Here is a 23,838-nt window from a genome sequence, read left to right on the forward strand (position 1 = left end):
TCTTATGGGCTGATCCGGGGTTTTCAGCATCGCTGCGAAAGAGTCAATGGAGCAAGCAATGCACGGGGCGCAGCCGGATAAACCTGTTGCGCTGCGACGGAGGTCGCTGACCCGCGCCGCCCTTGCGCTGGTCGTGATCGCCTGCGGGCTGTCCTTGCGCTGGTACGGCTTTCCGCTTGGGCTTCCCGCCTTCGTGGTGAAATATGGCGGCTCGCTGCTATGGGCGACGATGGTGTTTCTGCTAGTCGGGGTTTTGCTGCCGGGGATGTCGCGGAGCCGACTTGCAGCCATCGCCGTGGCGATCGCGATCGCCGTCGAGTTCTCCCGGCTGGTGCATGCGCCCTGGCTCGATGCGTTTCGGCTCACCACCGCGGGCGCGCTGCTGTTAGGACGGATCTTCTCGCTGTGGAATCTGGTGGCCTATGCGGTCGGGATTGCGTTCGGCGTTTGGATTGATGGTCTTGTAGGGTGGGCAAAGGCGCGTTAGCGCCGTGCCCACCGTTCTCCTTCGCGGACCACGATGGTGGGCACGCTTCCGCCTTCGCTCTTCGAGCTACGGCGGACAAGTCGCTTTGCCCACCCTACGGGACCGACGCCGTGGCGAGCGCCCCTCACTCTGTCAATTGAAACCGCTCGAAGCGATCGAGCTCCTCCTCGATCACGCGCTTCAGCTCCTTGCGCCCCGCCGTCTTCTTCCCCTGCCCGACCCAGGTCCATTTCTGCATCAACAGCTTCTTCGCCTGACGGTCGGTCTTGAGGTCAAGCGCCGCGACGATCTCATCGCCCACCAGCACGGGCAACGCGAAATAGCCGAGCTTGCGCTTGGCCTTCGGCACATAGGCTTCGAACAGGTGGTTGTAGCCGAAGAACAGATTGGTGCGCTTGCGCTGGATGATCAGGGGATCGAACGGCGAGAGGATGTGAACGAGATCGGGCGAAGCGCCCTCACCCGGCTCCAGCGCCGCAGGCGCGGCCCAATGCTCCTGCTTGCCGGCGCCCTCGATCGCAACGGGCACGAGCTCACCGCGGCGGATGCGTGAGGCGACCAGCTGAGCGATCGCCTTCTTGCTCGGCGCATCGAGGTGGCAGATCGAATCCAGACTGACCAAGCCCTGCGACCGCAGCGCGCGGTCGAGCAGATAGGCCGTGATGTCTCTCGCCGACGCCGGCTTCGGCAGCTTGTCCCAGCCGAAGTGCCGCGTCATCAGCTCATAGGTCTTGAGCATGCCCTGGCGCGCGCTGACGGTCGCGACGCCGGTGTAGAAGGCGAGCTGCAAAGCCCGCTTCGAGGGCTTTCGGCTCTGCCAGAGATGCTCCTTCTCGGTGAGCACGTCGTCCTCGATGTCGCGGATCGTCAGCGGACCGGCGCGCAGGAGCCGCATCACCTTGCGCGTATCGGCCGGCTTGACCGAGGCGTACCATTTGTGCCCCTCGCGCCGGTGCTCGCGCATCGCCGGCAGGAAGAAGCGAAAATCGTTCGCCGGCACATAGGACAGCGCATGGGTCCAGTATTCGAACACGCTCCTGTCGACGCTCTGGGCCTGGCGCAGATCGGCACGCCGGTAGGACGGAATGCGGCTGAACAGGATGTGGTGGTGGCTGCGCTCGATGACGTTGATGGTGTCGATCTGCACATAACCGAGATGGTCGATCGCATCCGCCACCGCGCGCGCGCCCTCCCCGAACGGCGCGCGCTCGTCCAGCCGCTGGGCATGCAGCCAGATCTGCCGGGCCTGTGTCGTGGGGATCGGAAAGGGTTTGGGCGCGCGTGACATTGCAGGAGGCAATGTAGCCGGATTCGCGCCAGGAAAAAGAGAGACGCCAAAGAAGCTTTCTCAAGAAAAAGCCGCGCTGCCAACTGCTGACAGCGCGGCCGAACCGTGCGCGCCTCGCGCCTCACTTCATCGACATGGCCTTCTGCGCCTTCATGTAATGCGTGCAGGCGCTCTTCATCTTGCCGTTGCTCATAACGGTGTTGGCCATGGCTGCGCTGCGAGGGTGAAAGGCCTCAATTGCCGTTCTTTTGCACCTTGGGCCGGTCACCGAGGCTGCCGGTGGCAACGTCAGGCTCGCAGGACGCTTTGCCACGCACCTCCGCCTGGCAGCGATAGACGCTGCCGGTGAGGCGGTCGACCAGCCACATGTTCTCGTCGTTCGGACCGTCGAGGCCGACATAACGGCTGCTCAGCCCGGTGATCAGCGTGGACAGCAGGATCGCCACCGCGATCATCGCCGCACCGACATAGATGGGCATTGAGCTCAGAAAGACTGTCCGATCCGGCGGCCCGCCACGATAGAACTGGTAATCACTCGGCCTGGGCACTGGACTGAACTCGGCTCCGTTCCTCGGCGGTTATTGGACGCGGAGTCCTGCTAGGCGCCCAACTGGCCGAATTCTTGTTCGCACGCAGGCCATCACGCGACGGCTTTGCGACGATCGGTGAGCAAGGGTTTCCGGAACAAATTGGCGGCCCGAGCCGGGCCGCCTGTTGCTTGCCTGCCGGCTCAGCGGCGGCCGAACAACCCGCCCATCATACCGCCGAACAGACCGCCGGGGCCGCCTGGCGGACCGGCACCGCCACCGCCGTAATGGCGCCGGCCGCCACCGCCGGAGGACCGGCGACGCGCCGGCTCGTCGTCTGCCTGTTCGGAGGAGGCCGCGCGGGTCGAGACAATCTCCGACAGCAGGGCCTTGTGCTGGAGCTTGTTGAGGTAACCAGTCGCAGGATAGCCACGGGCAGCCTGCCACCGCCTCATCACGGAACGGGTCTCATCATCGAACTTGCCCGTCGCCTTGACGTCGAAGCCGAGCCCGGTGAGGCGGCGCTGCACGTCGCGGCGCTGGTTCTTGTCCAGGCCGATCTGGTCTTCAGACACCTGGTTGGCTTCTTCCGTAAAGGTCGCGGGATCGATCCCGGCCGAGAGGTTGCGGGTGGTGATGGATGGACCATCCTGCAACGCCGCGATGCGGGCGAGCGCGATCGATTTGAACGTGCCGTTGGGATAGCTGGTGAGATAGGCGTTGAGCTCCTCGACCTTGTTGGAGTCCCTGATCGAGCGCCAGAACTCGAGCTCGACGTCGGAGCCTTGCTTGCTCGCGGCCAACACCGGTGCGTTCGACGGATCGGTCGTGGCCGCAGCCGGCACGCCGACCGGATTGAGATAGACGTTGCCCGTGAGGTTGGTGTGCCCCCAGGGCAATTGCCCCTTGCTGGTCTCGTCACTGACCTGGGCACGGACCTTGGTCATCGCCTGCTGGATCTCGATCCCGGGCTGGGCAATGTTGGCGACGAGCGCGCGGGTGAACGGGCTGTTGGTGCCGGCTTCGCCGTCGAGCGCGGTCTGGCCGGGGCCGGTGGCAAAGGCAATCAGCGTACCCTCGCCCGACTTCATCTCGGCAAGACCGGTCTGGACGTTGACGGAGCGGGTGGCCTTGGCCGAGCGGATCTTTGCCGCGAACGGATTGTCGCGGCAGGCGTCCAGGAACACGAGCTTCACCTTCGCGTCAGACATGGTCTGATCGAGCGTGAGGTCGACATTGATCGCCGCGCCCAGCTTGACGTCCATCTCGGATTTCAGGTCTGCGTCGACCGGCAACAGGTAGTTGACGCCGTTCACGGCAATCCCGTGGCCGGCATAGAAGAACACAGCGACGTCGGCGCCTTCGCTCTTCTTGCCGAACTCCAGAAGCTTCGCGGTCATGGCATCGCGGGTGAGGTTGGCGCCCTCGACGACGTCGAAGCCGACATTGCGCAGCACCCTGGCCATCGCCTTGGAATCGATCGCGGGGTTGGGAAGCTGCGGGACATTCTTGTAGGCGGCGTTGCCGACCACGAAGGCGACGCGCTTGTCCGCGAAGGCCGCGTTGCCGCTGACGAGAAATACTGCGATTGAAATTGCTGCGATCAAGAAGCGCATGATCATTCTCCCCTGATCCAAACTTCCTCGCTGCTCTCGGTTCGGCCTGAGCCGATCCGATGAGAGCAATCTGATCCAGTTCACAACGACGCACTGTGATCTGGATCACTCGGGGATTTCTGCTGCTCGAACCGAGCTGAGAGTCGCTGCGACGGTCGCTTTTCGGGCTGCTGACGCAGCGGGCAATACGGCTGGTGACGAACAATGGCCGAAAGATTGTACCTGCTCGGGCTGCGAGTCCAGCCGGTTCAGCTGTCGATGCCGAATGAGACGGCGGTTCTTCCCGGTGGCAGGGCACCGCCGCTGGCCCGACATGCCATGGATGCCGATCGGCGCCGGCGCTAGGATGCACGGGTCATTTCGGTCGTCTGGAATGTGACCCGCATCACATCGAGGCTGTTGAACCTTCCCTACGCTCGCAACATCAAATCGCCATCAGGCGTAACAGCGAGGATGCGACAATGACCCGTTTTGATAAGTTTTTTGGATTGAAGGCGATTACCCTCACGGCCGCGCTGTCGATGACGGCCGGCCTGGCTTTCGCCGGGGATAACGTCTCTGCTAACCAGATTCTGGATGCGCTGAAGCCGAAGCCGGCAACCCGCGGCCTGTCCGTCGGTCCGCAGGCCGATCCGACCGCGCAGGCCAAGGAAGCGACGTTCCTGAACACGGTGCGCAACCGCTCGACCCGGTCGCTCTCGATGGGCGAGCGCGAGCAGATCGCCGAGCTCGCCGCCACCAAGCCGAAGATCGATCTGGAGATCCAGTTCGACTACAACTCGGCCGACATCGCCAAGACGTCGGTGCCGTCGGTGCAGGCGCTCGGCAAGGCGCTGTCCGATCCGTCGCTGAAGGGCTCGACCTTCGTGGTCGCCGGCCACACCGATGCGATCGGCGGCGAGGAGTACAATCAAGGCCTCTCCGAACGGCGCGCCGACACCATCAAGAAGTACCTGGTGCAGAACTATGGTCTCAACGGCACAGAGCTCGTCACCGTCGGCTATGGCAAGACCAAGCTGAAGGACACCGCCAACGGCGCCGACCCGATCAACCGCCGCGTCCAGGTCGTCAACATGGAAGCCAAGACGACGGCGTCCAAGTAGATTGTCCAAGTAAACTGTCCAAGTGAACTTCAAATCATCGCCGCGTGAAATACGCCGCCTGCCCCGATCGTGACAGGCGGCGATTTCATATCCAGCTCTGGAACAGCATCAACCGGTTGAACGTCTGCATGGACGTGCCGATGAAGGCCGCCGAGATCGGCAGCATCACCGCAAAGCCGATCGCCGCGACCCCGACATAGGCCCACAGCAGCCAGCGCGGCAGCCCCTCTCGTCGCAGCACATAGACCAGCGCAAGCGACGCCACGGTTGCGGCCGGCAGATAATAGTAGAGGAAGCCGAGCGTGCGCGGCAGCAAGGCCCAGGCGAGCCAGGAGCCGAAATAGAACGTCGCGATCAGGAACGCATCCCAGCGGCGAGCGACGATGAAGTCGCGCAACACGACGGCGAGCGCGAGCAGCGCCGGCCACGCGACCAGCGGATTGCCGAGGAAGACGATCGCGGAGACATTGTTCTCCGAGGTCTTGTCGAATAGGAACCACACCGGGCGCGCGAGCAGCGGCCAGGATGGCCACGCGCTCATATAGGTATGGCCGGCGATCGCGGTCGTGGTGTTGTCGGCGAATATCCGGCGCTGCGCCTCGATCAGATCCGGCAGCGACGCTCCGTAGAGCGGCACGAAAGCGGCAAGATATGTCAGCGCCGGCAGCACGGCGAAACAGAGCGCGACATGCTGCACCCGAAAACCGGACCAGAGATCGGGCCGATACCAGTCGCTCGGCTTCGCGTCGGCAAACAGTGTGTGCCAGCCCTGCATCAGGCGGATCACCGCAACCATCACGATGCAGATGCCGAGCGGAAACAGGCCGCTCCATTTGCAAGTCGCGGCGAGGCCAAACAAGGCGCCAGCGAGCGCGAACAACGCATGCGGGCGCTCTCTTCGAAAGCCGTGCATGAAGGCGGCAATCGCGAGCAGGCCGAATCCGAGCGCGTAAATGTCCAGCATGGCGATGCGCGCCTGCACGTAAAGCATCTGGTTGAAGCCCGCGATCGCCGCGGCGGCGATCGCGGGCCCTTGCGCGGAGAACAGCGCGAGCCCGCACAGATAGATCGCGACGATCGCGAGCGCACCGAACAAGGTCGACGGATAGCGCCAGCCCAGCGCATTGTCGCCGAAGGCGGCGATCGATGCCGCCATCAGCTCCTTGGCCAGCGGCGGATGCATCGGATTGAGCATCGGTTGCGACATCGTGGGTGTCAGCATCTGCCGTGCCGCCGGCACGTAATGCACCTCGTCGAAGACGAACTTCTCCGGCGCCGTCAGGCCGATCAGCAGCGCGAGATGCGCGACCAGGAAAATCGCGACAGCGATCACTGCGCTCTGCGACACCTTCGGAACCGAGGGCAATTCGAACGGCTGCTGTGGGGCTATTTTGCGTGGCAAATCTGCTTCACCGCGGAGAAAAACAAAGACGGCACTTTTCATTGAACGCATTCTGCCGCAACTGTCACTAAGCATAACGCACGTCCAGCGCCGCTTGTGATAATTTCGCCACATCAGAAGCGCGCGCGATCCGGTACGATCAGGGACATATCGATCGGTTGCGAAATGAATTTGCGTTTCTGGCTTTTCCCCACTCTGTTGTCGGCACTCGTCTGCGCGGCGCCTTGCGCGCAGGCACAGACGCGCGTCGGCGAAGCCGTCGTGATCCAGAACGACGTGGTGCGCGTGGCCACGACCACGACGCCGATCAGTGTCGGCGACAGCATGCTGCGCGACGAGACTGTGCGCACCGGCGCCGATAGCGCTGCGCGCTTCGTCATGGCCGACAGCACCAATCTGTCGCTCGGCCCTAGCGCCACGCTGAAGCTCGACCGCACCGTCTTCAACGACGAGCACAGCTATCGCGACGTCGCGATCCGCATGACCACAGGCGCATTCCGTTTCGTCACCGGACATTCGGAAAAGACCGCCTACAAGATCACGACACCGCTCGCGACCATCGGCGTGCGCGGCACCACGCTCGACATCCTCTCCCAGCGCGGCCGCTCCGTCGTCGTGCTCCAGGACGGAGCCGCCAGCGTCTGCACGACGAGCTCCCAGTGCGTGCAGCTCACCCAGCCCGGCGACACTGCAATCATCACCTCGGCCGGCGGCAAGGTTAGCATCACCAAGACCAACACGCCGCCCTGGACCTTTGCCGCCAACTGCGCCGCAAGCGCCGGGCTGTGCTCGGTCAACCAGTATGCGGACGCCTCGCCGACCATCACGCCTGCCGTCCACGACGACGGCATGCTGTGCGGGCGGTGATGATGGCGAAACTCGACGTCAAGCGCTTCGTCCTCGCCGCCGCGCTGACCGCAACCGCTGCGTTTGCGTTCTTCGCGTTCAACGCGCGACCGGCGGCAGCGCAGGCGTCTTGCGAGTCCGGATGCGGTGGGCCGACGCCCTCTCCGTCGCCGACCTATTCACCGTCGCCGTCGCCGACACCCACACCGACCCCCTCCCCTTCGCCAAGCCCCTATCCGTCGTCCTCGCCGAGCCCGTATCCACCGCCTCCACCTTCGGGCCCGACCGGCGCGGACTCCAGCGGCAATTCGATCGGCGGCCTCGCCAACCAGCGCTTCAACCAGATGATCACCAACCGGGTGCTCGGCACGGTGCTGCTCGGCGTCAACGAGCAGGTCAATTGCAGCGACTGCATCAGCGCATTCGGCTCCGCCGGCTCGTTCTCGGCCGGCATTCACGGCCGCAAGGAGCTGACCAACAACCTGTCGCTGCTCGCCGGCATCGCCTACACGCAATACAGCGAGGGCGGCTACAATATCACCAGCGCGCCGATCGGCGCCTTCGCTCTGCGCTATGATTTCACCGACTGGGGCTCGTCGCGCCCGTTCTTCGACGTCGGCACCATCCTGACGCCGTGGGAGAAGGCGCGCTACACCCGCAACTACAACACCAGCCTCGGGCCGGTGAGCGTCACGGGCTCGACCAACGCGTCGAACTACGCCGTCTATGGCCGTGCCGGGTGGATGAGCCGCGTGTCCCCGCGCGACGAATTCGCGGCCTCGATCGAAGTCTGGCAGCTCTGGCAACGCGTCTCCGGCTATACGGACAGCGCCGTGGCGTTCAATCCGTTCGACGCCTCCATTGCGACCGGCACCGACCGCACCAGCCTGGTCAAGATCGGCGGCCAGTGGACGCATCTCTTCGGCAGCAACATCGAGACCAACATCAATGGCGGCTGGGTGCAGTCCTTCGCCAGCCATGGCGGCATCGTCGCCACCGTGACCGGCGACGGCCTGGTGGTGCCGACGATGGGCAACCAGGGTTGGTTCGAATACGGCGGCCGCCTCGGCTTCCGCGTGCAGAAGGGCTGGATCGTCGACCTGTTCGCCAACGGCACGCTGGGCCCGCAGCCGGTGGGGAACACCATCCATGGCGGCGTGGGGCTAAGGATTAATTACTAGGCGGGATCTCGCCCCAAATTCCGCTGTCATGCCCCGCGAAGGCGGGGCATCCAGTACGCCGCAGCCTATCGATTGACCACTAGCGTCTCGAAGTACTGGATCGCCCGATCAAGTCGGGCGATGACAGTGAATATGTGGCCAGAGCAGGCCACCTCACGCCGCCGACTTGCCCTCGAACGCCCGCCGGAGCACTTCCACATCGAGCTTCACCATCTTCATCATGGCTTGCATCGCGCGCGCAGCCGCGGCCTTGTCTGGGCTCGACAGGAATTCGAACATCACCTTCGGCACCACCTGCCAGGATACGCCCCAGCGATCGCTGATCCAGCCGCACTGCTGCTCCTTGCCGCCATGAGCAAGGAACGCGCTCCAGACGCTGTCGACCTGAGCCTGATCGTCGCAATGGATCATCAGCGAGATTGCGTGGGTATATTCCACCTTCATGCCGCCATTGAGCGCGACCAGGGGCTGCCCGGCCACCGTGAATTCGACGACGAGCACGGAGCCTGTCTTGCCGGACGGACCGTCCGAAACGTTGCGCTGGACGTGCGTGATCTCCGAGTTCGGAACGAGCGAGACGTAGAACTTCGCGGCTTCCTCGGCATCGCCGTTGAACCACATGCAGGGCACGAGCTTGGACATCGTGAATGCTCCTCTTCAGATGGTCGATGTTCGTTGGGTTCGATCAGGCGTTCGCCATGTCGGACTGCGCGGCGAAGGCTGCCATGTCCATCCAGTTCACGCCCCACATATGACCGTCGGGGTCCTCGAAGCTGCGGCCGTACATGAAGCTGTACTCGTCCTTCGGGCTGGGATCGGCCACACCGCCCGCGGCCTCGGCCTTGCCGACGACGTCATCGACCTCGTCGCGGCTGTCGGCCGACAGGCAGAGCAGCACCTGGTTCGAGGTCTTGGCATCCGCGATCGGCTTCGGCGTGAACTTGCGGAATTTGTCGTGGGTCAGGAGCATGGCGAAGATGGTCTCGGAGAAGACCATGCAGCTCGCCGTCTCGTCGCTGAATTGCGGGTTCCTGACCGCACCGACTGCCTCGTAAAAGGCCGTCGCGCGCTTGAGGTCGGTCACCGGCAGATTGACGAAGATCATTTTGGGCATCGGAGGCTCCTTGGGCGGGGTTCTGCCCAAGGACGGATGGCCCGACGGCCATCCGACACGGCTTCCGAATATTTTTTGAAGGCTGTGCCTGCGTGGTTCTGTCGCACAGAACCAGCAGGCTTTCAGGCCCTTACTTCGTCTCGTTGGGATCCCGGTGGACGGGGTCGATCCACAGCACGGTCTCGGGCTTCTCGACCGGCTCGATGTCGAGGTTGATCGCGACCGCCTCGCCGTCGCTGCGCACCAGCACGCATTCCAGCACCTCGTCCCGGCTGGCGTTGATCTCCTGATGCGGCACGTAAGGCGGGACGAAGATGAAATCGCCGGGGCCGGCCTCCGCCGTGAACTGCAGGCTCTCGCCCCAGCGCATCCGCGCCTTGCCCTTCACCACGTAGATGACGCTTTCGAGATGGCCGTGGTGATGCGCACCGGTCTTGGCGTCCGGCTTGATGCTGACCGTGCCAGCCCACAATTTCTGCGCGCCGACGCGTGCGAAATTGATCGCGGCCGCGCGGTCCATGCCCGCCGTCGACGGCACGTTGGTATCGAGCTGATTGCCGGGAATGACGCGCACGCCGTCATGTTTCCAGCGATCGTCATGATCGTGGTCATGGTGGGAATGCGTGTGGTCATGGCCGGTCATGGGACTTGCTTTCTGTTGGTTCCGTGCGCGGCAAGCTAACCAAAGCGGGCCTATCAAGCCATACCCAAAATCGGAACTCTCGTAGTCGGCAGGCGTTGTTTTCGCGAGCCAACTGGAAGGAGAGTTTCATGGGTAGCACGAGCGACAAGATCAAGGGCACCGCCAACGAGGCCATCGGCAAGGCCAAGCAGGGCATCGGTGAAGCCACCGGCTCCGATCGCCTGAAGGGCGAAGGCGTGGTCCAGGAAGTGAAGGGCAAGGGCCAGCAGGCCATGGGCGACGCCAAGGACGCCGCGAAGGAAGCAATCGATCGCGCCGCGGCTGCGGCAAAGCGCGCGGCGGAGTGACTCGCGTCAATCTGAAAGCGAAAAGACCGGCCGCGAGGCCGGTCTTTTTGTTTTGCGCTGATCTCTATCCGTCATGGCCGGGCCTGTCCCGGCCATCCACGTCTTGGCTGCACGAAGGAAAGAACGTGGATGCCCGGGACAAGCCCGGGCATGACGACGTAGGCTCACTTCACCGCGAGCAATTCCACGTCGAACATCAATGTCGCGTTCGGCGGGATCACGCCACCGGCGCCGCGGGCGCCGTAGCCGAGCTGCGGCGGGATGATCAGCGTGCGCTTGCCGCCGACCTTCATCGTGGCAACGCCCTCGTCCCAGCCGGCGATGACGCGGCCCTTGCCGATCGGAAACTCGAACGGCTCGTTACGGTCGACCGACGAGTCGAATTTCTTGCCCTTCTGGCCGTTCTCGTAGAGCCAGCCGGTGTAGTGCATCACGCAGATCTGGCCGGGTTTCGGCGAGGCGCCGGTGCCGACAACGCTATCAATGGTCTGCAAGCCTGAAGCTGTGGTCATGGGTTTTCCTGCGGTCTGGGCCGAGGCCGTGGTGGAAACGAATGTCGACACGCTGCCGATCACGGTGATCGCGAGTGCCGACATGATGGCGAGGAGCGCGCGCTGGAAACGCTGCATAAGAGACCTTCCGTTTGAGGCGGAAGGTGTCTAGCGCAACGAAGCAATCGTTTCCAGCCCTCGGCCCTTAATAGCCCAGCGCGCAGCCGTCCTTGCGCGGATCGGAACCGCCGGTGAGCGTGCCCTTGTCCCAGTCGATCCAGATCGCCTGGGCGCCGCCGAGCGGGCCGACCACGCTGGTGGTCTTGTGGCCGAGCTTCTTCAGGCCTTCGACGATATCGGCAGGCACGCTGTCCTCGAGCTGGTACTGGCCCTCGTAGTGCAGACCGCGCGGCATGTCGATCGCCTCCTGCACGTCGCAGCCATAGTCGAGGATGTTGGTCACGACGTGGGTCTGGCCGACCGGCTGGTACTGTCCGCCCATCACCGCGAACGGCATCACGGAGCGGCCGCCCTTGGTGAGGAGGCTCGGCATGATCGTGTGAAGCGGGCGCTTGCCGCCGGCGATGCAATTGGGATGGCCGGGCTGGATGCGGAACCCACCGGCGCGGTTCTGGAACAGCACGCCGGTCTTGTTCGAGACGATCGCCGAGCCGAAGGAATGTGCGATCGAATTGATGAACGAGCAGACGTTGCGGTCCTTGTCCACGACCGTGATGTAGATGGTCGAGGGATTCATCGGCGGCGCGACGTTCGGCAGGTCGAGCATGCCGTCCATGCGAATCTTGCTGATGTACTCGTCGGCAAAGCCCTTCGCGAGCATTTCGGCGACGTCGATCTTCATATGCTCAGGGTCAGCGACATGCATCTCGCGATTCATGTAGGCGATGCGCGCGGCCTCCGCTTCGAGATGGAAGCGCTCGATGCTGAGCGGCGCGTACTTGGTCAGGTCGAACCGCGACAGGATGTTGAGCATCAAGAGCGCGGTGACGCCCGGGCCGTTCGGCGGGCACTGCCAGACGTCGTAACCCTTGTAGTTGGTACCGATCGGCGTCGTCGTCTCAGTGGTGTGGGCGGCGAAATCGTCGAGCGTGTGCAGGCCGCCGATCTCCCTGAGGGTCTCGACCATGTCCTCCGCGATCGCGCCCTTGTAGAAGGCATCGCGGCCGTCCTTGGCGATCGCGCGCAGCGTCTTGCCGAGTTCGGCCTGGCGGATGATGTCGCCGGCGACCGGCGGCTTGCCGCCCGGCAACAGGTAACGCACCGTGTTGGTGCCACCCTTCAGCTTCTCGAACTGGTTCTTCCAGTCGAAGGCGATGCGGGGCGCGACGACATAGCCTTCCTCCGCCGCCTTGATCGCGGGCTGGAGCAGGCGGTCGAAGCCGAACTTGCCGTGATCGCGCAGCACGGTCGCGAAGGCGTCGATCACGCCGGGGATCGAGACCGCATGCGCCGAGGTCAGCGGCACGGAATTGATCTTGCGCTCGAGATACCAGTCGGCGTTCGCCGCCTTCGGGGCCCGGCCGGAGCCATTATAGGCAATGATCTTGCCCTCGCCGCGCGGCTGGATCAGCGCAAAGCAGTCGCCGCCGATGCCGGTCGATTGCGGCTCGATCACGCCGAGCAGCGCCGAACCCGCCACCGCCGCATCCACCGCCGTGCCGCCCTCGCGCAGCACCTCGATCGCGGCCAGGGAGGCCTGCGGATGCGAGGTCGCGACCATCGCGTTGGTGGCGTGGACCGTGGACCTGCCGGGGAAATGGAAGTTTCTCATCGAAGTTTTGCTCTCTCAGGGCTCTCTTGGGGGGCTCTCTTGGGCCGTCGGCGCGGAGGGCGCGCCGTCTCGGAAAAACCGGGCCTACATGACACATTCCAGCCCGCCGGGGCAATGCTGGCATACCAGCGAAATAGCTGCCATCCGCTGGGCGTATAGACCTTTTGCCGTCCGGAGCCATGCGGGTTTTCTGGGCGGCGGCCGCCTGCTAAACGAGCCGCCATGATCCACAAGGTCGCCGCCTTTTACCAATTCGCCGCCCTGCCCGATTACCGCGCGCTGCGCGAGCCGTTGCGCGCGTTCTGCGCAGGCCTCGCGCTCAAGGGCAGCGTGCTGCTCGCCCAGGAAGGTATCAACGGCACGATTGCGGGTGCGCCCGAGGCGATCGACGCCTTCGTCCACGAGCTCGCGCACGGCGCCCTGTTCGGCGGCCGGCTGAACAATCTCGAGCTGAAATTCTCGACCGCCGAGGCGATGCCGTTCGGCCGGCTCAAGGTGCGGCTGAAGAAGGAGATCGTCACGCTCGGCGACGAGGCCGCAGATCCGACGCGCCAGGTCGGCACGTACATCGAGGCCGCCGAATGGAACGCGCTGATCGCGGCACCCGACACGCTGGTGCTCGACACCCGCAACGCCTTCGAGGTGGCGATGGGCACGTTCGAGGGTGCGGTCGACCCTGAGATCAAGAGCTTTGGCCAGTTCAAGGATTTTGCCGCCGAGCAGCTCGATCCGGCCAAGCATCGCAGGATCGCGATGTTCTGCACCGGCGGCATCCGCTGCGAGAAGGCGAGTGCGCATCTGCTCGCGCGCGGCTTTGCCGAGGTCTATCACCTCAAGGGCGGTATTCTCAAATATCTGGACGAGGTACCGGAGGCGCAGAGCCGCTGGCGCGGTGAATGTTTTGTATTCGACGAGCGCGTCGCACTCAGTCATGGCTTGCGCGAACGGGGCCTACGCGAACAGGAATTGGGGCACGACCGTGACGAGTGACATCAAGACGCTGGGCGAGCGCATCGACACGCTGGAGACGCGCATCGCCTATCAGGACGATACGATCGAGACACTCAACCAGACGATCACCGCGCAATGGAAGCAGATCGACGCGCTGACACGGAAGATCGCGGAGCTCGGCGAGCGACTTCAGGAAGCCGAGACGAATGCGCCGGGCCCCGCCAACGAGCCGCCGCCGCATTATTGAGGATGATGAGCTACAGCCCTGACGCCTTCGGCAGCAGGCTCGCCACCTCGACCGACATCATCAGGCGGTCGCGCCCACCCTGCTTCGCCGCATAGAGTGCCTGATCGGCAGCCTCGACGAGCGAGCCCACGCCGGCGGTGCGTTCCAGCGCGGGCCGGCAGGCCGCGCCGCCAAGCGAAGCGGTGACGCAGCCCGACGCGTGATTGGTGCTGTGGACGAGGCCCGCCTCGCGGATCGCCCGGCGGATCCGCTCGCCGATCCGCGCACAGCCGGCGGCATCGGTGTTCGGCAGCAGCATGGCGAATTCCTCACCGCCGTAGCGCGCAGCCAGATCTCCGGCGCGCTGCATCTCGGCCGCGATGACCTTCGCCACCACGCGCAGACAGGCATCGCCTGCGGGGTGGCCGTATTCGTCGTTGTAGGCCTTGAAGTGGTCGACGTCGATCATCAGCAAAGCGAGGCTGGAGCGGTCGCGATAGGCGCGCGCCCATTCCTCCTTCAACCGTTCGTCGAAACGGCGGCGGTTGGCGAGCCCGGTGAGGCTGTCCTCGATCGCGAGCGTCTCGAGCCTGGTCTCCAGCTTCTTCTGCTCGGTGATGTCGCGCGAGATCGCGACCACCCCGTCGACGTTGCCGTTTTCCTTGCGGGTCACCCGCATGGTCGATTCGAGCCAAACTTCCGAGTTTTGCCGGTGCGCGTTGCGATAGGTGACGCGCGCCTCGTCCTTTTCGCCACGCTTCATGGCATCGACGAGCGCCTGGACCTGCGGCCGATCATCCGCATGGATGCCGGCGAGCGCCGGCGTTCCGATCAGCTGATTGGGCCGCCAGCCGACGACGCGGACCGATGAGGGCGAGACATAGCGCAGCCGCTCGTCGAGCCCGATGCGGGTCACCATGTCGCTGGAGCCTTCCGCGAGCAGACGGAAATGCGCCTCTTTCTCGACCAGGGCCGCAGCCATGCGCTGGCCCCGCTGCAACTGCCGCACCAGCACCGCGCCGATAACCGCGATCAGCACGACCAGCGCGAGCACGTAGAGCATGCGGGAGATCGCCGCGGCGCGCCAGGGCGCCAGCAGCTCGGCCTTGTCGACCATGGCAAGCAGGACGAGCGGATAACGGCCAGAGCGCTTGAAGAAGCTGACGCGCTCGGCGCCGTCCAGCGGCGACCTGAAATGGTATGCGCCGCCCGGCTGCTGCAGGCTCGCGTCGCGGAATAGCGGGGTGTCGGCGACGCTGCGGCCGACGAACCTGTCGTTGCTTGGATTGCGCGCGATGATCATGCCGTCGCCATGCACGAGCGCCACGGAGCTGTTGCGGCCGAGCTCGAACTGCTCGTAGAAATGCGCGAGATAGTTGGCGCTGATGGTCGCAAGCACGACGCCGCCGAAGCTGCCGTCCTGCTTGTTGAAGCGGCGCGACAGGGTGACGACCCATTCGCCATCGAGCTGGCTCCGAACCGGATGGCCGACATGAGGCTCCCGTTTCGAGGACAGCTGGTGATGACGGAAGAAAGCGTCGTCGCTGAGCGTCGAGCCGATCGTGCCCGGCGAGGTCAGCCAGTTGCCCTGGTCGTCGATGATGGCGAGGCTGTGAATGCGCGCGATCGCCTTCTTGCGTGCCTCTAGCAAATTCCTGAGCTTGGCGATCGTGGCGGGTTCGGCGCCGTCCATCTCCAGCCGACTGACGACGCCGACGACGCCGGAATCCAGCAGGTCGAGGCTGTCCTCCGCATGCTGCGTCAGCGAGCGCGCAACATTCGCCATCTCGGTCTCGGCGCCCTTGAGCACGGCATCGCGCGCGGCCCATTCGCGCCAGCCGCTGACGCCGAGGATAGTCGCGCAAGTGAGCACGACGAACGCCGCCGCGCGCAACGGCAGGCGGCTCCATCCGGCTCTTTGTGAGGCGACGGTCATGCGGCAGAAATCTCCGATCGCCGGAACTTCCACCGCTTCTGTTATTGAACCCTGAAACGCTTGAGGACATTCGCAGCGTTATGCGGGTTTTCCCGTACTCCTACGGACTGGAGCGTCGCTGGATCGCTAACAATGCGTTAGCGACCCTATCGGAAACCGAGCGCCCCGGCGCTCGCTGAACGTCGGCCTTAGCTGAAGATCGACTTAACCTTGTCCCAGAGCGAGGGACTGTCGGCGTCCGCATCGGCCTTCGATGGTGTCGGCTGCGCAGCGCTGACGGGATCGGACGCAGGGAAACTGTCCTCCAGCCCGGCTTCAAGCCTGGTATGGCGATCGGCGGCCAGCGCCTTGCCAAGATCATCAGCGTGCTTGTCGTGCGGCGCGGGATTGAATGTCTCAGCCATGGAGTCCTCCTCGATTGGGAGGTCAACGCGGCGCATTTGCGCTGGTTCCACTGTTCCGCTCCGGCTTCCGGCAGTGTATCAGGAACCTCAATCTAGATAGGACCGTCCGTGCCCCAGTCTGCGACAAAGCCCTTCATCGACGTGCTCTCCGGCCAGCGCCAGGCTACCCCGCCCATGTGGATGATGCGGCAGGCCGGGCGCTATCTGCCGGAATATCGCGAGGTGCGGGCCAAGGCCGGCGGCTTCCTCGATCTCTGCTTCAACCCGGAGCTTGCCGCCGAAGTCACGCTGCAGCCGATCCGCAGGTTCGGCTTCGATGCGGCGATCATCTTCTCCGACATCCTGGTGATCCCCTACGCGCTCGGCCGTTCCGTGCGGTTCGAGGTTGGCGAGGGTCCGCGGCTGGAGCCGTTGGATGATCCCGCAAAAGTCGCGACACTCGCCGCGCACGCCGACTTCGGCAAGCTCAAGCCGGTGTTCGAGGCGCTCAGAATCGTGCGTGGTGCGCTCGATCCCAAGACCGCACTGATCGGCTTCTGCGGGGCGCCGTGGACGGTGGCGACCTACATGGTCGCCGGCCAGGGCACGCCCGACCAGGCGCCGGCGCGGATGATGGCCTACCGGCATCCGGAGGCGTTTGCGACAATCATCGACGTGCTCGTGGAGAACTCGATCGCATATCTGCTGACGCAACTCGCGGCCGGCGCCGATGCGTTGCAGATCTTCGATACCTGGGCCGGCGTGCTGCCGTCGGCCGAGTTCGCGCGCTGGTCGGTCGAGCCGACCCGGCGCATCGTCGAAGGCGTGCGCGCAAAAGTGCCCGATGCAAAGATCATCGGTTTTCCGCGCGGCGCCGGCGCGCAACTGCCGGGTTATGTCGAAGCAACCGGCGTCAACGGCGTCAGCATCGACTGGACCGCCGAGCCGGCCTTCATCCGCGAGCGCGTGCAGAGCCGCGTCGCCGTGCAGGGCAATCTCGACCCGCTGGTGCTGATCACGGGCGGCGCCGCGCTCGACCGTGCGGTGGACAACGTGCTGGCGAACTTTGCGCAAGGGCGTTTCATCTTCAATCTCGGCCACGGCATCCAGCCGGAAACGCCGATCGCCCATGTCGAGCAGATGCTGAAGCGCGTGCGGGGGTAATTTGTTGCGTCCCCGAAGGGGAGCGGAAACAAAACCGCGAAAACAACCCCATGCACAGTAGAGAGACCACGCCCGATCAATGACTTAGAGGGCACTGAAATCAGATGCGCAGTCATCGCACTAGACTGCGCCGACGTTTGACACGTCGGGCAAAACAGGAGCAGGATGGCATCATCCCGCCGATTGCGATTTCGCAGGCCAGCTAGCGCGGCCGGCTGCGCTCGATGATCTCGGCGGCGCCCTTCGTCAGCAGATCCAGTCCCACCGCACGGCCGAGCTCGCGCGGGCGGTTGGCGGGGCCCGTGTGCGAGGCTTCGATGATGGTGTTGCCGGAGAGGTCGAGCACGGACGCCGTCAGCGACATCTGATCGCCTGCGATGGTCGAAAAACCCGCCACCGGCGAATTGCAATGGCCGTTGAGCACCCACAGCACCTCGCGCTCGGCATCGGCAGAAGCGTGCGCAGAGGGATCGTCGATCGATGCCAGGATCTGCCGCGTCTGCCAGTCCTGAGCGGCGCATTCCACCGCGACGATGCCCTGCCCTGCCGCGGGCAGCATCTCCGCCGCGGAGAATTCATAGGCGATACGGTGCGAGAGGCCGACGCGGTCAAGACCGGAACGCGCCATGATCAGCGCATCCGCCGGCCCCACCGCGCCGCCATCCGGCAACTTCTGCTTCTCGCCATTGTCGAGTTTTCGCACGCGGGTGTCGGCGGCGCCGCGGAAGTGGATCACTTCGACATCAGGAAACAGCCGCCGCGCATAGGCGGCGCGACGCACGGCGTTGGTGCCGATCTTGAAACCTTTGCCGCGGGACTGGCGCAGCGCTTCCAGCGTCACGCCATCGCGCAGCACCAGTGCGTCACTCGGGGGATCGCGCGATAGCGTAGCGCCGATGACGAGGCCGGGCGTGTCCTCGTTGCCGGGCATGTCCTTCAGCGAATGCATCGCGGCCTGCAATTCGCCGGAGAGCACGGCAGCGCGGATCTGCGCCACGAACGCGCCGCCCTTGCCGCCATGCGGCAGCAGCTTGCTGGTCTGGTCGAGATCGCCCGTGGTGTCGAACTTGACGATCTCGACATCGAGATCGGGCATGGCGGCGGTCAGACGGCGCGCAATCTCTTCCGTCTGTGCCAGCGCCATCGCGCTCTTGCGTGTGCCGATCTTGAATCGCGTAGCCAAGTCCTATTCCTTTCAACGCGCGAATTTATCGCGCATCCTCCAATATCATGTCGGAGGCCTTTTCGGCGATCATGATGATCGGAGCGTTGGTATTCCCCGACACGAGGTCCGGCATGATCGAACCGTCGACGATGCGAAGGCCTTCGAGCCCCCTCACCTTCAGCCGCTGGTCCACCACCGCCAGCGCGTCATTGCCCATACGACAGGTCGAGGTCGGATGGTAGATGGTGCTGCCGCGCTCGCGGCAATAATCGAGCAGCTCTCCATCCGTGGATACCTTCGCGCCGGGATCGTACTCGCTGACCACGAACGGCTTCAGCGCCGACGCATTCAGGATCTTGCGCAGGATCTTCAGGCCTTCGACATTGGTGGTGCGGTCGGTCTCGGTGGACATGTAGTTGATGCGGATCTCCGGCGGCACGGTCGGGTCCGCGCTTTTGATGCGCAAGGTCCCGCGGCTTTCGGGCCGGAGCTGGCACACCGACGCCGTGAACCCGGAAAAATCATGCAGCTTCTCCCCCATCTTGTCGGTCGAGAACGGCAGAAAGTGCACCTGGATGTCGGGCGAAGCGAGGCGAGGATTGGTCTTGAAGAACGCGCCCGCGGTGCCGGCCGCGATGGTCAGCCAGCCCTTCCGGAACAGCGCATAGCGCGCACCGGCCAGCGTGCGCCGGAACGGATTGTTGACGGTGTCGTTGAGCGTGATGTTCTGCGAACAGCGCATCACGATGCGGACCTGCATGTGGTCCTGGAGATCGTGGCCGACGCCCGGCGCGTCCAGCACGACATCGATGCCGTGCTTGCGCAAGAGATCGGCAGGGCCGACGCCGGAGAGCTGAAGAAGCTGCGGCGAGTTGTAGGCGCCGCTCGACAGCACGACCTCCTTGCGCGCGCGGGCACGACGCACGGTTGCGCCTTGCCGGTATTCGACGCCGACCGCGCGGCGTCCCTCGAACAGCACGCGCTGGCCGAGCGCCTCGGTCTCGACCTTGAGATTGCTGCGTGCCTTCGCGGGACCAAGATAGGCCACCGCCGTCGAGGCACGGCGGCCGTTGCGCGTCGTGGTCTGGAACAGGCCGACGCCCTCCTGCGTGGCGCCGTTGAAATCGGGATTGTAGGGCAGACCGGTCTCGACCGCGGCTTCCATGAAGGCCTTCGACAGCGGATCGGTCACGACCATGTTGGACACCGGCAGCGGGCCGCCGCTGCCGTGATATTGATCGGCGCCGCGCGCCTGGTTCTCGGCCTTCTTGAAATAGGGCAGCACGTCGTCATAGCCCCAGCCGGCATTGCCGTGCTGGCGCCAGCGATCGTAATCCTCGTGCTGGCCGCGGACATAAAGCAGGCCGTTGATCGAGCTCGATCCGCCCAGCGTCTTGCCGCGCGGCTGGAACACCTGGCGCCCCTTCAATTCGGGCTCCGGCTCGGTCTGGTACATCCAGTTGACGGTCTTCTCCTTGAACAGTTTTCCGTAGCCGAGCGGCACGTGGATCCAGATGTTGGAATCCTTAGGTCCCGCCTCGAGCAGCAGCACGCTGTGCTTGCCGTTCGCCGAGAGCCTGTTGGCGAGCACGCAGCCGGCAGAGCCGGCGCCGACGATGATGTAGTCGAACTCAGGATCGGACGGCGCGAGGGAGGAATTTGCGTTCATGCGCTACTGTTCTTCTTGTTGGTGGGCGTTTCCGGTTCGTCACTAGCACAATCATGCGCGCAGACGCAGCGCCTCGACCAGTGACCTGAACGCACGGGCATATTCCGCCCCTGCCCTTGCGATATCCGTGCGCCCGGCGCAGGCGACCGCCGCTTCCGTCACCGCGCCGAGCAGCAGCCGCGCCAGCGGCTCGACCGGCTGCTTTGCGATGAGGCCGGCCTCCATCGCCACCGACAGCGCGCGCGGCATCTTACCGCCAAAATGCTGCGCGTCGATCTCGCGCCAGCGCTCCCAGCCGAGCACGGCCGGGCCGTCGCGCAGGATTATCTGGCCTGTCGGGCCCTTGGCGGTCGCCGCAAAGTAATGCTGGGTGCCGGCGACCATCGCGGCGAGCACGTCCTTCTCGGCGCGCGCGGTGCGGTCGATCTCGGCGACGAGATCGCGCGAGACAGAATCGAACACCGCTTCGAACACCGCCTCCTTGGTCTTGAAGTGATGATAGACCGCGCCCTTGGCGACGCCCGCGGCCTCCGCGATGTCGTCCATGGTGGTCGCGGCAAAGCCCTGCGTCCCAAACAGGCGGCGCGCCGCCGTCAGGATCGCCTCCGACGTCGCCGCCCGCCGCTCCGCCTGCTTTGCCATGGCTCCCGTCTAGTCCAATTCGTCGCACCCGGCCAGTTGACTTTTCGACTACCGGTCGGTATTTACCGACTATCAGTCGGTTTTAATCGTGAGGTGCGCCATGCCGAGCCGTGACGTCGTCGAAGCTTTTGCGAAGCGGTTGGAGGATGGGGAGTTTGTCGAAGCGATCGAGCAGTACTACACGTCCGATGCCGCGACCTATGAGAACAACGCCGCCCCGACTGTCGGCCGCGACAAGCTCGTCGCCAAGGAGCGCGGCGTGCTCGCGGCCTCCAGGGAGGTGAAGGCCGTCCGCATCGGGCCGAGCCTGATCGAGGGCGACCACGTCGCGACCCGCTGGAGCTTCAGCTTCACGAATGCCGAAGGCGTCGTCCGAACGCTGGATGAGATCGCGTGGCAGACCTGGCGGGGCGATCAGCTGATCGAAGAACGGTTCTACTATGATCCGAAGCAGCTCGGGCGGTGACGTTCGGCACATTTGGCAACAGAGCGGGCTGGCAGCCTCCTCGCGGCCATCCTTCGAGACGCCCGCCTTCAGCGGGCTCCTCAGGATGAGGTCTGCTCCGCGGCAACATCTTAGACCCTCATGGTGAGGAGCGCCGCCTTGCGGCGCGTCTCGAACCATGAAGGCCGAGCGCGTTCTGCGATCGGCCCACTGTTACAACCGTAACGCGGGGCGCCGCATTTGTATCGATTTGTTATCGATACCCTCGCTTGAACACGCAGAAGTGGCCGCGGCGATCGTGGCCAGCGGGGATAATTCATATTTCGTCAAAGGTTTGCAGCGAATCCTCCTGATCGAGCCGGACAAACGGCCCATGCTGCTAGGCCCTGGAATGCGGACTCAAACGACCAGCTATTTCGCGCGGCTGTTCGCCGGCGATCTGTCGGCCTTTGGCTGTCCTGCAACCGACGAAGCCGTCGCCGGACATATCCGCGCCGACCAGATGTCACTGGTGCTCGGCTACTCCGTCGGCATCATGCTTGCCAATGCCTGCAACGCAGCCGTGCTCGCCATCGCGCTCTGGCATTCGCCGGACTGGAAGTTTGCGTTGGCCTGGGCCGCGATCGTGGCCGGCGCCGCGATTGCATTCGGCCTGCAATCCCACGCCTCGCGCCGGATCACAAAACCGCAATTCGTTTCGCGCCGGGCCATGCATCGGCTGGTGCGCAACGCCTTCGTGCTCGGTGTCGCCTGGGGCATCGTCCCGGTCGCCTTCTTCGCGAATGCCGCGACCGGCGGCCAGCTCGTGATCACCTGCCTTTGCTCGGGAATGCTGGCCGGCGGCGCGCTGGCCTTCGCCACGATCCCGATTGCGGCCATCGCCTTCACCAGCCCCATCTTCGTCGGCATCGCCATCTGCCTCGGCCGCGACGGCGATCCCGCCTATGTGCTAATGGCCATCCTGGTGGTGGTTTACGGCAGCGTGCTGCTGCGCGCGGTGTTCGTCAATTCATTCGCGTTCGCGCGGCGCGTGATCCGGCAGATCGAGGCCGAGCGCACGGTCCGGCAGGATCCCCTCACGCTGTTGCCCAACCGCTTCGCCTTCAACGAGACGCTCGAAGCCGCGCTCCGGCGGATGGCCCTGTCCGGCGAGGAATTCGCGGTGCTCCTGCTCGACCTCGACCGCTTCAAGGAGGTCAACGACAAGTTCGGCCACCCCGCCGGCGACGAATTCCTGATCCAGGTCGCAGGCCGGCTGCAACGCTGCACGCGCGCGGCCGAGCACGTCGCGCGAATTGGCGGCGACGAGTTCGCGCTGGTGATGGCCAATCTGGCGCGGCCCGAGGATGCACTCGAGATCGCCGAACGCTTCGTCGCGGCCTTCGACGAACCGTTCCAGATCGAGGGCCGCCAGATCGCCGGCGCGACCAGCGTCGGCATCGTGCTGGCGCCGCGCGACGGCACCACGCAACTCGACATCATGAAGAATGCCGACGCCGCTTTGTATCGCGCCAAGAAGGCTGGTCCCGGCACGGTCTGCTTCTTCGAGGAAGCCGACGACAGGGTGTCACGCGATCGCAAGGCGCTGCAAGCGGACCTCGAAGGCGCCATCGCCAGGGACGAGCTGTTCCTGGTGTTCCAGCCGTTCCTCGATCTCGGCGAGAACCGCATCACCGGCTTCGAGGCGCTGCTGCGCTGGCAGCATCCCCGGCGCGGACTCGTGCCGCCGAGCGAATTCATCCCGATCGCCGAGGAGACCGGGCTGATCCACGAGATCGGTGAATGGGTGATCCGGCGTGCCTGCGCGACGCTTTCGGACTGGCCGGAGGACATCAGGGTCGCCGTGAACTTCTCTGCCGCGCAGTTTCACAGCACCGGCATCCTCCAGACCATCGTGCAGGCGCTCGCGGACGCGAAGGTCGCCCCGCACCGGCTCGAGATCGAGATCACGGAATCGATGCTGCTGTCGAAATACGGCTCCGCGGCGTCAATTCTGAACGCGCTGCTCGAGCTCGGCATCACGGTGGCGCTAGACGATTTCGGCACCGGCTTCTCCTCCCTCACCTATCTGCGCAAGCTGCCGTTCAGCCGTATCAAGATCGACCAGTCCTTCATCCGCGACATGCTGGTGCAGCCCGACTGCGCCGCGATCGTGAAGTCGGTGATCTCGCTGGCGCGCGACCTGCGCATCGGTGTGGTTGCGGAAGGCGTCGAGACCGCCGACCAGCTCGAGTTTCTGCGCCAGTTCGGTTGCGACGAAGCGCAGGGCTATCTGATCAGCCGGCCGGTGTCGGCCGATGGCGTTCTGGCGCTATTGAACACGAAAAAGCTGCGGGCGACTTACGCGGCGTAGGGAAATATTCGCAAATGTGAGGCGGTCCGCTTCCAGGGGTGAAGCAGACTCGCGCAGGGCAGAATTT

24 protein-coding genes are annotated in these 23,838 nt (G+C 64.6%); 10 read left to right on the forward strand and 14 right to left on the reverse strand.

Going from position 1 to position 23,838, the window contains the following annotated elements; all coding sequences use genetic code 11:
• Positions 1–58 precede the first annotated feature (58 nt).
• Positions 59–487: a ribosomal maturation YjgA family protein gene (locus ABIB99_RS31075; RefSeq protein ID WP_063985202.1), complete on the forward strand. Its 429-nt coding sequence runs from the start codon at positions 59–61 to the stop codon at positions 485–487.
• A 124-nt stretch (positions 488–611) separates the two neighbouring features.
• Here the strand turns inward: ABIB99_RS31075 and ABIB99_RS31080 are convergent, their stop codons facing one another.
• The 3 genes from ABIB99_RS31080 to ABIB99_RS31090 form a co-directional block, all read right to left on the reverse strand.
• Complete coding sequence (locus ABIB99_RS31080; protein ID WP_063985203.1) at positions 612–1,775, reverse strand: winged helix-turn-helix domain-containing protein; 1,164 nt, start codon at positions 1,773–1,775, stop codon at positions 612–614.
• Positions 1,776–2,008: 233 nt separating this feature from the next.
• Entirely contained in the window at positions 2,009–2,254 is a 246-nt protein-coding gene (locus ABIB99_RS31085; RefSeq protein WP_063985204.1) for a hypothetical protein, read from the reverse strand.
• A 251-nt stretch (positions 2,255–2,505) separates the two neighbouring features.
• A complete protein-coding gene (locus ABIB99_RS31090) occupies positions 2,506–3,918 on the reverse strand; it encodes a caspase family protein (protein WP_354131841.1) in 1,413 nt (470 codons plus the stop codon).
• A 461-nt stretch (positions 3,919–4,379) separates the two neighbouring features.
• Between ABIB99_RS31090 and ABIB99_RS31095 the strand changes: the two genes are divergently transcribed.
• Positions 4,380–5,021, forward strand: coding sequence for an OmpA family protein (locus tag ABIB99_RS31095; RefSeq protein WP_063985205.1), 642 nt, complete (start codon positions 4,380–4,382; stop codon positions 5,019–5,021).
• A gap of 85 nt (positions 5,022–5,106) precedes the next feature.
• Here the strand turns inward: ABIB99_RS31095 and ABIB99_RS31100 are convergent, their stop codons facing one another.
• Positions 5,107–6,537 carry a phospholipid carrier-dependent glycosyltransferase gene (locus tag ABIB99_RS31100; protein WP_354179224.1) on the reverse strand — a complete coding sequence of 477 codons (1,431 nt, stop codon included), beginning with the start codon at positions 6,535–6,537 and terminating at the stop codon, positions 5,107–5,109.
• 51 nt (positions 6,538–6,588) lie between these two features.
• Here ABIB99_RS31100 and ABIB99_RS31105 point away from each other — a divergent pair, with 51 nt between their 5' ends.
• Positions 6,589–7,290, forward strand: coding sequence for a FecR family protein (locus tag ABIB99_RS31105; protein ID WP_063985207.1), 702 nt, complete (start codon positions 6,589–6,591; stop codon positions 7,288–7,290).
• Positions 7,291–7,292: 2 nt separating this feature from the next.
• On the forward strand, positions 7,293–8,450 hold the full coding sequence (locus tag ABIB99_RS31110) for a hypothetical protein (protein WP_354179227.1): 1,158 nt from the start codon (positions 7,293–7,295) through the stop codon (positions 8,448–8,450).
• Between the two features lie 153 nt (positions 8,451–8,603).
• Here the strand turns inward: ABIB99_RS31110 and ABIB99_RS31115 are convergent, their stop codons facing one another.
• The 3 genes from ABIB99_RS31115 to ABIB99_RS31125 form a co-directional block, all read right to left on the reverse strand.
• Positions 8,604–9,092 (reverse strand): VOC family protein, encoded by a 489-nt coding sequence (locus ABIB99_RS31115; RefSeq protein ID WP_071916231.1) that lies wholly within the window; start codon positions 9,090–9,092, stop codon positions 8,604–8,606.
• A gap of 43 nt (positions 9,093–9,135) precedes the next feature.
• On the reverse strand, positions 9,136–9,564 hold the full coding sequence (locus ABIB99_RS31120; RefSeq protein WP_014497472.1) for a VOC family protein: 429 nt from the start codon (positions 9,562–9,564) through the stop codon (positions 9,136–9,138).
• A gap of 130 nt (positions 9,565–9,694) precedes the next feature.
• Positions 9,695–10,207: a cupin domain-containing protein gene (locus ABIB99_RS31125; protein ID WP_354179228.1), complete on the reverse strand. Its 513-nt coding sequence runs from the start codon at positions 10,205–10,207 to the stop codon at positions 9,695–9,697.
• Positions 10,208–10,335: 128 nt separating this feature from the next.
• Here ABIB99_RS31125 and ABIB99_RS31130 point away from each other — a divergent pair, with 128 nt between their 5' ends.
• Positions 10,336–10,554, forward strand: a complete 219-nt coding sequence (locus tag ABIB99_RS31130) for a CsbD family protein (RefSeq protein WP_028148583.1) — start codon at positions 10,336–10,338, stop codon at positions 10,552–10,554.
• 164 nt (positions 10,555–10,718) lie between these two features.
• Here ABIB99_RS31130 and ABIB99_RS31135 read toward each other — a convergent pair whose 3' ends face one another.
• A complete protein-coding gene (locus ABIB99_RS31135) occupies positions 10,719–11,183 on the reverse strand; it encodes an FKBP-type peptidyl-prolyl cis-trans isomerase (RefSeq protein WP_028148582.1) in 465 nt (154 codons plus the stop codon).
• Between the two features lie 67 nt (positions 11,184–11,250).
• On the reverse strand, positions 11,251–12,837 hold the full coding sequence (gene ggt, locus ABIB99_RS31140) for a gamma-glutamyltransferase (RefSeq protein ID WP_063985209.1): 1,587 nt from the start codon (positions 12,835–12,837) through the stop codon (positions 11,251–11,253).
• Between the two features lie 222 nt (positions 12,838–13,059).
• On the opposite strand from ggt, the gene trhO reads away from it, so the two are divergent.
• Together trhO and ABIB99_RS31150 are read left to right on the forward strand one after the other, a co-directional pair.
• Complete coding sequence (gene trhO, locus ABIB99_RS31145; protein ID WP_354179229.1) at positions 13,060–13,827, forward strand: oxygen-dependent tRNA uridine(34) hydroxylase TrhO; 768 nt, start codon at positions 13,060–13,062, stop codon at positions 13,825–13,827.
• A complete protein-coding gene (locus tag ABIB99_RS31150) occupies positions 13,817–14,035 on the forward strand; it encodes a SlyX family protein (RefSeq protein ID WP_063985210.1) in 219 nt (72 codons plus the stop codon). The genes trhO and ABIB99_RS31150 overlap by 11 nt, the downstream gene beginning before the upstream one ends.
• 10 nt (positions 14,036–14,045) lie before the next feature.
• Here ABIB99_RS31150 and ABIB99_RS31155 read toward each other — a convergent pair whose 3' ends face one another.
• Together ABIB99_RS31155 and ABIB99_RS31160 are read right to left on the reverse strand one after the other, a co-directional pair.
• Positions 14,046–15,950 carry a diguanylate cyclase domain-containing protein gene (locus ABIB99_RS31155; protein ID WP_063985211.1) on the reverse strand — a complete coding sequence of 635 codons (1,905 nt, stop codon included), beginning with the start codon at positions 15,948–15,950 and terminating at the stop codon, positions 14,046–14,048.
• Between the two features lie 188 nt (positions 15,951–16,138).
• Positions 16,139–16,354 carry a hypothetical protein gene (locus ABIB99_RS31160; protein ID WP_071917675.1) on the reverse strand — a complete coding sequence of 72 codons (216 nt, stop codon included), beginning with the start codon at positions 16,352–16,354 and terminating at the stop codon, positions 16,139–16,141.
• 108 nt (positions 16,355–16,462) lie between these two features.
• Here ABIB99_RS31160 and hemE point away from each other — a divergent pair, with 108 nt between their 5' ends.
• Positions 16,463–17,497 (forward strand): uroporphyrinogen decarboxylase, encoded by a 1,035-nt coding sequence (gene hemE / locus ABIB99_RS31165; RefSeq protein ID WP_354179230.1) that lies wholly within the window; start codon positions 16,463–16,465, stop codon positions 17,495–17,497.
• A gap of 202 nt (positions 17,498–17,699) precedes the next feature.
• Here the strand turns inward: hemE and hemC are convergent, their stop codons facing one another.
• From hemC to ABIB99_RS31180, 3 genes are read right to left on the reverse strand one after another with little or no spacing between them, the layout of a single operon-like run.
• Entirely contained in the window at positions 17,700–18,680 is a 981-nt protein-coding gene (gene hemC / locus ABIB99_RS31170; protein WP_354179232.1) for a hydroxymethylbilane synthase, read from the reverse strand.
• A 25-nt stretch (positions 18,681–18,705) separates the two neighbouring features.
• Entirely contained in the window at positions 18,706–20,331 is a 1,626-nt protein-coding gene (locus tag ABIB99_RS31175; RefSeq protein ID WP_354179234.1) for a GMC family oxidoreductase, read from the reverse strand.
• A gap of 51 nt (positions 20,332–20,382) precedes the next feature.
• Positions 20,383–20,973: a TetR/AcrR family transcriptional regulator gene (locus ABIB99_RS31180; RefSeq protein WP_354179236.1), complete on the reverse strand. Its 591-nt coding sequence runs from the start codon at positions 20,971–20,973 to the stop codon at positions 20,383–20,385.
• A gap of 100 nt (positions 20,974–21,073) precedes the next feature.
• Between ABIB99_RS31180 and ABIB99_RS31185 the strand changes: the two genes are divergently transcribed.
• The gene (locus tag ABIB99_RS31185) at positions 21,074–21,439 is read left to right on the forward strand and encodes a nuclear transport factor 2 family protein (protein ID WP_166350106.1); all 366 of its coding nucleotides are present in this window, start codon (positions 21,074–21,076) and stop codon (positions 21,437–21,439) included.
• 370 nt (positions 21,440–21,809) lie between these two features.
• Positions 21,810–23,771, forward strand: coding sequence for a putative bifunctional diguanylate cyclase/phosphodiesterase (locus ABIB99_RS31190; protein ID WP_354179239.1), 1,962 nt, complete (start codon positions 21,810–21,812; stop codon positions 23,769–23,771).
• Positions 23,772–23,838: the final 67 nt, after the last annotated feature.

This window comes from Bradyrhizobium sp. LA6.1, assembly GCF_040547805.1.
Classification (GTDB): domain Bacteria; phylum Pseudomonadota; class Alphaproteobacteria; order Rhizobiales; family Xanthobacteraceae; genus Bradyrhizobium; species Bradyrhizobium barranii.

Coding starts and splice junctions, on each gene's coding strand:
- ABIB99_RS31075 (WP_063985202.1), top strand. CDS start 59: ATGCACGGGGCGCAGCCGGATAAACCTGTTGCGCTGCGACGGAGGTCG.
- ABIB99_RS31080 (WP_063985203.1), bottom strand. CDS start 1,775: ATGTCACGCGCGCCCAAACCCTTTCCGATCCCCACGACACAGGCCCGG.
- ABIB99_RS31085 (WP_063985204.1), bottom strand. CDS start 2,254: ATGCCCATCTATGTCGGTGCGGCGATGATCGCGGTGGCGATCCTGCTG.
- ABIB99_RS31090 (WP_354131841.1), bottom strand. CDS start 3,918: ATGCGCTTCTTGATCGCAGCAATTTCAATCGCAGTATTTCTCGTCAGC.
- ABIB99_RS31095 (WP_063985205.1), top strand. CDS start 4,380: ATGACCCGTTTTGATAAGTTTTTTGGATTGAAGGCGATTACCCTCACG.
- ABIB99_RS31100 (WP_354179224.1), bottom strand. CDS start 6,537: ATGTGGCGAAATTATCACAAGCGGCGCTGGACGTGCGTTATGCTTAGT.
- ABIB99_RS31105 (WP_063985207.1), top strand. CDS start 6,589: ATGAATTTGCGTTTCTGGCTTTTCCCCACTCTGTTGTCGGCACTCGTC.
- ABIB99_RS31110 (WP_354179227.1), top strand. CDS start 7,293: ATGGCGAAACTCGACGTCAAGCGCTTCGTCCTCGCCGCCGCGCTGACC.
- ABIB99_RS31115 (WP_071916231.1), bottom strand. CDS start 9,092: ATGTCCAAGCTCGTGCCCTGCATGTGGTTCAACGGCGATGCCGAGGAA.
- ABIB99_RS31120 (WP_014497472.1), bottom strand. CDS start 9,564: ATGCCCAAAATGATCTTCGTCAATCTGCCGGTGACCGACCTCAAGCGC.
- ABIB99_RS31125 (WP_354179228.1), bottom strand. CDS start 10,207: ATGACCGGCCATGACCACACGCATTCCCACCATGACCACGATCATGAC.
- ABIB99_RS31130 (WP_028148583.1), top strand. CDS start 10,336: ATGGGTAGCACGAGCGACAAGATCAAGGGCACCGCCAACGAGGCCATC.
- ABIB99_RS31135 (WP_028148582.1), bottom strand. CDS start 11,183: ATGCAGCGTTTCCAGCGCGCGCTCCTCGCCATCATGTCGGCACTCGCG.
- ggt (WP_063985209.1), bottom strand. CDS start 12,837: ATGAGAAACTTCCATTTCCCCGGCAGGTCCACGGTCCACGCCACCAAC.
- trhO (WP_354179229.1), top strand. CDS start 13,060: ATGATCCACAAGGTCGCCGCCTTTTACCAATTCGCCGCCCTGCCCGAT.
- ABIB99_RS31155 (WP_063985211.1), bottom strand. CDS start 15,950: ATGACCGTCGCCTCACAAAGAGCCGGATGGAGCCGCCTGCCGTTGCGC.
- ABIB99_RS31160 (WP_071917675.1), bottom strand. CDS start 16,354: ATGGCTGAGACATTCAATCCCGCGCCGCACGACAAGCACGCTGATGAT.
- ABIB99_RS31175 (WP_354179234.1), bottom strand. CDS start 20,331: ATGAACGCAAATTCCTCCCTCGCGCCGTCCGATCCTGAGTTCGACTAC.
- ABIB99_RS31180 (WP_354179236.1), bottom strand. CDS start 20,973: ATGGCAAAGCAGGCGGAGCGGCGGGCGGCGACGTCGGAGGCGATCCTG.
- ABIB99_RS31185 (WP_166350106.1), top strand. CDS start 21,074: ATGCCGAGCCGTGACGTCGTCGAAGCTTTTGCGAAGCGGTTGGAGGAT.
- ABIB99_RS31190 (WP_354179239.1), top strand. CDS start 21,810: ATGCGGACTCAAACGACCAGCTATTTCGCGCGGCTGTTCGCCGGCGAT.